General features: G+C 72.5%; 2 protein-coding genes and 1 pseudogene. 1 reads left to right on the top strand and 2 read right to left on the bottom strand.

Annotated elements, in window-relative coordinates; genetic code table 11:
• Positions 1-1,470 (bottom strand): annotated as a pseudogene (locus tag VF468_07330) (carbon starvation CstA family protein).
• 348 nt (positions 1,471-1,818) lie between these two features.
• On the opposite strand from VF468_07330, the gene VF468_07325 reads away from it, so the two are divergent.
• Complete coding sequence (locus VF468_07325; protein HEX5878117.1) at positions 1,819-2,028, top strand: cold-shock protein; 210 nt, start codon at positions 1,819-1,821, stop codon at positions 2,026-2,028.
• Positions 2,029-2,113: 85 nt separating this feature from the next.
• On the opposite strand, the gene hrpA is transcribed toward VF468_07325, so the two are convergent.
• Positions 2,114-5,748: ATP-dependent RNA helicase HrpA (hrpA, locus tag VF468_07320; protein HEX5878116.1), on the bottom strand; the 3,635-nt coding region annotated here is incomplete at its 5' end.

Raw genomic sequence — 5,748 nt, 5'->3', positions numbered from 1 at the left:
CCGCCAGCAGCTGGTTGGCGATCCCGAACAGCGGGAACAGCTGGTTGATCCCGCCGAGCGGGTCGGTGACCCCGACCCACAGGAAGTAGCCCCACGCCCCGACGACGATGGCGCTGGTCAGGTAGACGCCGGGCCGCCACGACGGCCGGGCCATGGGCTTCCAGACGTTGCCCAGGGTGTCCTGGAGCATGAAGCGCCCGACCCGGGTGCCGGCGTCGACCGTGGTGAGGATGAACAGGGCCTCGAACATGATCGCGAAGTGGTACCAGAACGCCTTGAGGGCGTCCCCGCCGAACGCGCCCGAGAAGATGGTCGACATGCCGACGGCCAGGGTGGGCGCGCCGCCGGTGCGGGCGATCAGCGTCTGTTCCTCGACCTGCTGGGCCGCGGCCTGGAGCTGGTCGGGGGTGATGGTGAAGCCGAGGTTGGTGACCGCCTCCGAGGCCGACTGGACGGTCGTCCCAACCACCCCCGGGGGCGCGTTCATGGCGAAGTACAGGCCCTGGTCGAGGATGGACGCGGCGATCATGGCCATCACGGCGACGAACGACTCGGTCAGCATGGCCCCGTAGCCGACCATGCGGACCTGCGACTCCTTCTCGATCAGCTTGGGCGTGGTGCCCGAGGCGATCAGGGCACCGAGGCCGCGAACCCGTACACGACCAGGCAGACGACCAGGGTCTTGGGCGACAGGGTGAACGCCGGGGCCAGGCTGGAGTGGTCGATGACGCCGCCGAGCACGATCGCGACCAGCAGCAGCCCGACCCCGATGGCGGTCGTCTCCAGCACCCGGCCCGGCCGCAGCACCCGCAGGTAGAAGCCATGATCAGGGCGATCGGGATGGTCATGGCCAGCGAGAAGGTGCCCCAGGGGGAGTCGGCCAGGGCGTTGACCACGACCAGGGCGAGCACGGCGAGCAGGATGATCATGATGGCGAACACGGCCACCAGGGCGGCCGCGCCGCCCAGAGGGCCGATCTCGTCCCGGGCCATCTGCCCCAGGCTCTTGCCGTCGCGCCGCATCGAGAAGAACAGGATCACCATGTCCTGGACGGCGCCGGCGAAGATCACCCCGAAGATGATCCACATCGTGCCCGGCAGGTAGCCCATCTGCGCGGCCAGAACGGGGCCGACCAGCGGGCCGGCCCCGGCGATGGCGGCGAAGTGGTGGCCGAACAGCACCCGCCGGTCGGTCGGCTGGAAGTCGACGTCGTTGTCGAGCCGTTCGGCCGGGGTGGCCCGCCCGTCGTCGACCTCCAGCACCCGGGTGGCGATGAAGCGGGCGTAGAAGCGGTAGGCGATCGCGTACGAGCAGAGGGCGGCCACGATCAGCCAGACCGCGTTGACCGTCTCGCCTCTGGCCAGGGCCAGGATCCCCCAGGCGACGGCACCCAGCAGGGCGACGGCGGCCCCAGATGGCGATCCGGCGCGGCGTCCAGCGTCCGGTGGCCGGGGTGGCGGTGGCGTTCATGTGGTCCCTCCCACGAGCCGTCGCTGCTCTGCCGCCCCTCGTGAGCTGCCGGTACCCGTTCCCAGCGAGACGGGGCGGGTAACCCCGGCCGGGCCTCGGTGTTGGACTCGGCCGGGGACGGCCTGAGGGTGCGGTTCAGGACCAGGGCGCGCCCCTGCGACCTCCTTGTCGATGGCTGTCGTGAGGGCTACCACGCGCGCCGTGGTTGCGCGATCTGCTAGGCTGCGGGCCGCACAGGTTCAACGTTTGGCTTTCGCTACGGAGTCGAGCTTGTCCTCTGCCGTCGGCGCCAGGACGGACCGACGTTGATCGTGACCTCCGAGTTGACGGAGGGAGGGACAAGCATCCATGACTGTTGGCACCGTGAAGTGGTTCAACGCTGACAAGGGCTACGGCTTCATCCAGCCCGAGTCCGGCGAGGACGTCTTCGTGCACTTCAGCGCCATCCAGACGAGCGGCTACCGCTCGCTGAACGAAGGCCAGGCCGTCGAGTTCGACGTGGCCCAGGGCCCCAAGGGCCCGCAGGCCGCCAACGTGCGGCCGATCGAGGCGCAGTAGCACGACGCCACCACGGCCCCACCCGCATGCGGGTGGGGCCGTTGCCGTTTCTCCTCAAGGAGAATCTTTGCCCCGTGCCCGCTCGTCAAGGTGTGCGCCGTGCCCGGTCGATCGCCCGCAGCACCCGCTGCTCGGACACCGGCCTGGCGGTACCCAACGCCTGAGCGAAGTAGCTCACCCGCAGCTCCTCCAGCATCCAGCGGATCTCGTCCAGGGCCTCGGCCGGGGGACGGGCGCCGGGGGGAAGGTCGGCGAGCTGGCGCCAGGCGGTGGTGACGCGGTCGATGCTCTCCATGCGGGCGGCGTCGGCGGCCAGGTCGCCGGGGAGGCGGTCGAGGCGCTGGAGCATGGCCCGGACGTAGCGCAGCACGTCGGGCAGCCGGTGGCGGCCGGTGGCGGTGACCCAGCCGGAGTAGATGAGGGCGTCGAGCTGGGCACGGACGTCGTCGGTGGCGGGAGCGAACGCCGGGTTGGTCAGCTCGGCCAGTCGGCCCTCGACCTGGCCGGCCACGGCCAGGACCCGCTCGACCCGGTTGACCACGTCCAGGGTGGCGTCGGCGAGCTCGCCCCGGACCGCGTCGAGCAGGCGCCGGAACCCGGGCTCGTCCCAGGCCGGGCCGCCGTTGGCGGCGATCAGGTCGTCGGCCGCGGCGGCCAGGCAGTCGGCGAACAGGTCGGTGGCGCTGCCGTGGCGGTAGCGGCTCAGGGTGAGCTTGGCCTGGTTGGTCTGGCGGCCGAGCACGTACTTCACGGGCGATCCGATGGCGTTCAGGAGCAGCCGCCGGGTGCCGGCCCACATGGCGGCGGCCTGCTCGGCCTCCGTCTCCAGCAGGCGCACGGCCACCCCGCCGCCCTCGTCCACCAGGGCCGGGAACCCCCTGACGATCCGGCCGGAGCGGCGCTCCTCCACCACCCGGGGCAGGGGGCCGAGGTCCCAGGTGGTCACCCGCTCCCGCTCCAGGCCGGGCGCGGCGGCGGCGATGGCGGCCCGCATCCGCGGGGCCAGCCGCTGCTTGAGCTCGTCCAGGTCCTTGCCCTCGCCGACCACCCGGGCCGGGCCGCGGCTCCCGCGGTCCACGACCCGGAAGGTCATGCGCAGGTGCTCGGGCACCTTGGCCAGGTCGAACTCGCCGGGCGGGACCTCGACCGGGCCGGCCCGCTCCAGCTCGCGGGCCAGCGCCTCCAGCAGCGGCCCGTCGCCCGGGCCGATCCGCTCCAGGGCCGAGGCGGCCCAGTTGGGGGCTGGGATGAAGTTGCGCCGGACCGCCTTGGGCAGCGAGCGGATCAGCTCGGTGACCAGCTCCTGGCGCAGCCCGGGGACCTGCCAGTCGAAGCCGTCCGGGTCGACCTGGTTGAGCACGGCCAGGGGGACGTGGACGGTGACGCCATCGGCGTCGCTGCCCGGCTCGAACTGGTAGGTGAGCCGCAGGCGGTGCCCGTCCTGGACCCAGGTGTCGGGGTAGTCGACGGCGTCGGGCGCGCCGGCGGCGTCGGCGATCAGCATCGAGCGCTCGAAGTCGAGCAGGTCGGGCCGCTGCTCGCGGACCCGCTTCCACCAGGCGTCGAAGTGGCGGGCCGAGACGACCTCGTCGGGGATGCGCTGGTCGTAGAAGTCGAACAGGGTGTGGTCGTCGACCAGGATGTCGCGGCGGCGGGCCCGGTGCTCCAGCTCCTCGACCTCGGCCAGGAGCCGCCGGTTGCGGGCGAAGAACTCGTGCGAGGTCTCCCAGTCGCCCTCGACCAGGGCGTGGCGGATGAACAGCTCGCGGGCCACCTCGGGGTCGATCGACCCGTAGTTGACCTGCCGGTCAACGACGATCGGCACCCCGTAGAGGGTCACCCGCTCGGAGGCCATCACCGCCCCGCGCGACCTCGACCAGTGCGGCTCGGCGTAGGTCCGCTTGACCAGGTGGGCGGCCAGCGGCTCGACCCACTCGGGCTTGATGGCGGCCGCCTCCCGCCCCCACAGCCGCGAGGTCTCGACCAGCTCGGCCGCCATCACCCACTGGGGCGGCTTCCGGGCCAGCGCCGACCCGGGGAAGATGGCGAACCGGGTGCCGCGGGCGCCCAGGTACTCGCGGGTGTCGCCCTGCTTGAGGCCGATGTGGCTGAGCAGCCCGGCCAGCAGGGCGGTGTGGATGCGGTCGGCGTCGGGCTCCTCGCCGGGCCGGTTGAGCCGGATGCCGAGGTCGCGGGCGACCGAGCGGAGCTGGCCGTGGAGGTCCTGCCACTCCCGCACCCGCAGGTGGTTGAGGAACTCGGCCCGGCACAGCTTGCGGAACTGGTTCGAGGACAGCTCGGCCTGGCGTTCGTGCAGGTGGCGCCAGAGGTTCAGCCAGGTCAGGAAGTCGGAGCCCTTGTCGGCGAAGCGGCGGTGCTGCTCGTCGGCCGCCTCCTGCTTCTCGGCCGGGCGCTCGCGCGGGTCCTGGATGGACAGGGCGGCCACGATCACCAGCACCTCGCGGGCGCAGCCGAGCCGCCCGGCCTCCAGCAGCATCCGGGCCAGGCGGGGGTCGGCCGGGACCTGGGCCAGCCGCCGGCCCACTGTGGTCAGCCGGCCGCCCTCGAGGGCGCCCAGCTCACCGAGGAGGTCCACCCCGGCCTTGACGCTGCGCCGGTCGGGCGGGTCGATGAAGGGGAAGGCGGCCACGTCCCCCAGGCGCAGCGCCGTCATCTGCAGGATCACCGAGGCCAGATTGGTGCGCAGGATCTCCGGCTCGGTGAACTCGGGCCGGCCGGCGAAGTCGTCCTCTGGGTAGAGGCGGATGCAGATGCCGTCGGAGGTGCGCCCGCAGCGGCCCTTGCGCTGGTTGGCCGAGGCCTGCGACACCGGCTCGATGGGCAGGCGCTGCACCTTTGACCGGTGGCTGTAGCGGGAGATCCGGGCCGTGCCCGGGTCGACCACGTACTTGATGCCCGGGACGGTCAGCGACGTCTCGGCCACGTTGGTGGCCAGCACCACCCGCCGCCCGGCGTGGGGCCGGAACACCCGGTGCTGCTCGGCCGCGGCCAGCCGGGCGTACAGCGGCAGCACCTCCACCCCACCCGGGCTCCTCGGGAAGGCGTGACCCCGCAGGGCGTCGGCGGTGTCGCGGATCTCCCGCTCGCCGCTGAGGAAGACCAGGATGTCGCCGGGCCCCTCCCGGCACAGCTCGTCGACCGCGTCCAGGATCCCCTGGGTCTGGTCGCGGTCGTCGTCCGGCTCCTCCCCGAGGGGCCGGTACCGGACCTCGACCGGGTAGGTCCGCCCGGACACCTCCACCACCGGAGCCCCGCCGAAGTGCCGGCTGAACCGCTCCGGGTCGATCGTCGCCGAGGTGATGATCACCTTGAGGTCGGGCCGCCGCGGCAGCAGCCGCGCCAGGTACCCGAGCAGGAAGTCGACGTTGAGGCTGCGCTCGTGGGCCTCGTCGATGATGATCGTGTCGTAGCGCCGCAGCGTCCGGTCCCGCTCCAGCTCGGCCAGCAGGATCCCGTCGGTCATCAGCTTGACCCGCGTATCCCTGCCCACCCGGTCCGTGAACCGGACCTGGTACCCGACCGTCTCCCCCAGCGGCGTCCGCAGCTCATGCGCGATCCGTTCGGCCACCGTCCGCGCCGCCAGCCGCCGCGGCTGGGTGTGCCCGATCATCCCCCGCGCACCCCGTCCCAGCTCCAGGCAGATCTTCGGCAGCTGGGTCGTCTTCCCCGACCCCGTCTCCCCGGCCACCACCACGACCT

This window comes from Actinomycetota bacterium, assembly GCA_036280995.1.
GTDB lineage: Bacteria > Actinomycetota > CALGFH01 > CALGFH01 > CALGFH01 > CALGFH01.
This window is presented reverse-complemented; position numbering and strand designations above follow the sequence as displayed.

Coding starts and splice junctions, on each gene's coding strand:
- VF468_07325 (HEX5878117.1), top strand. CDS start 1,819: ATGACTGTTGGCACCGTGAAGTGGTTCAACGCTGACAAGGGCTACGGC.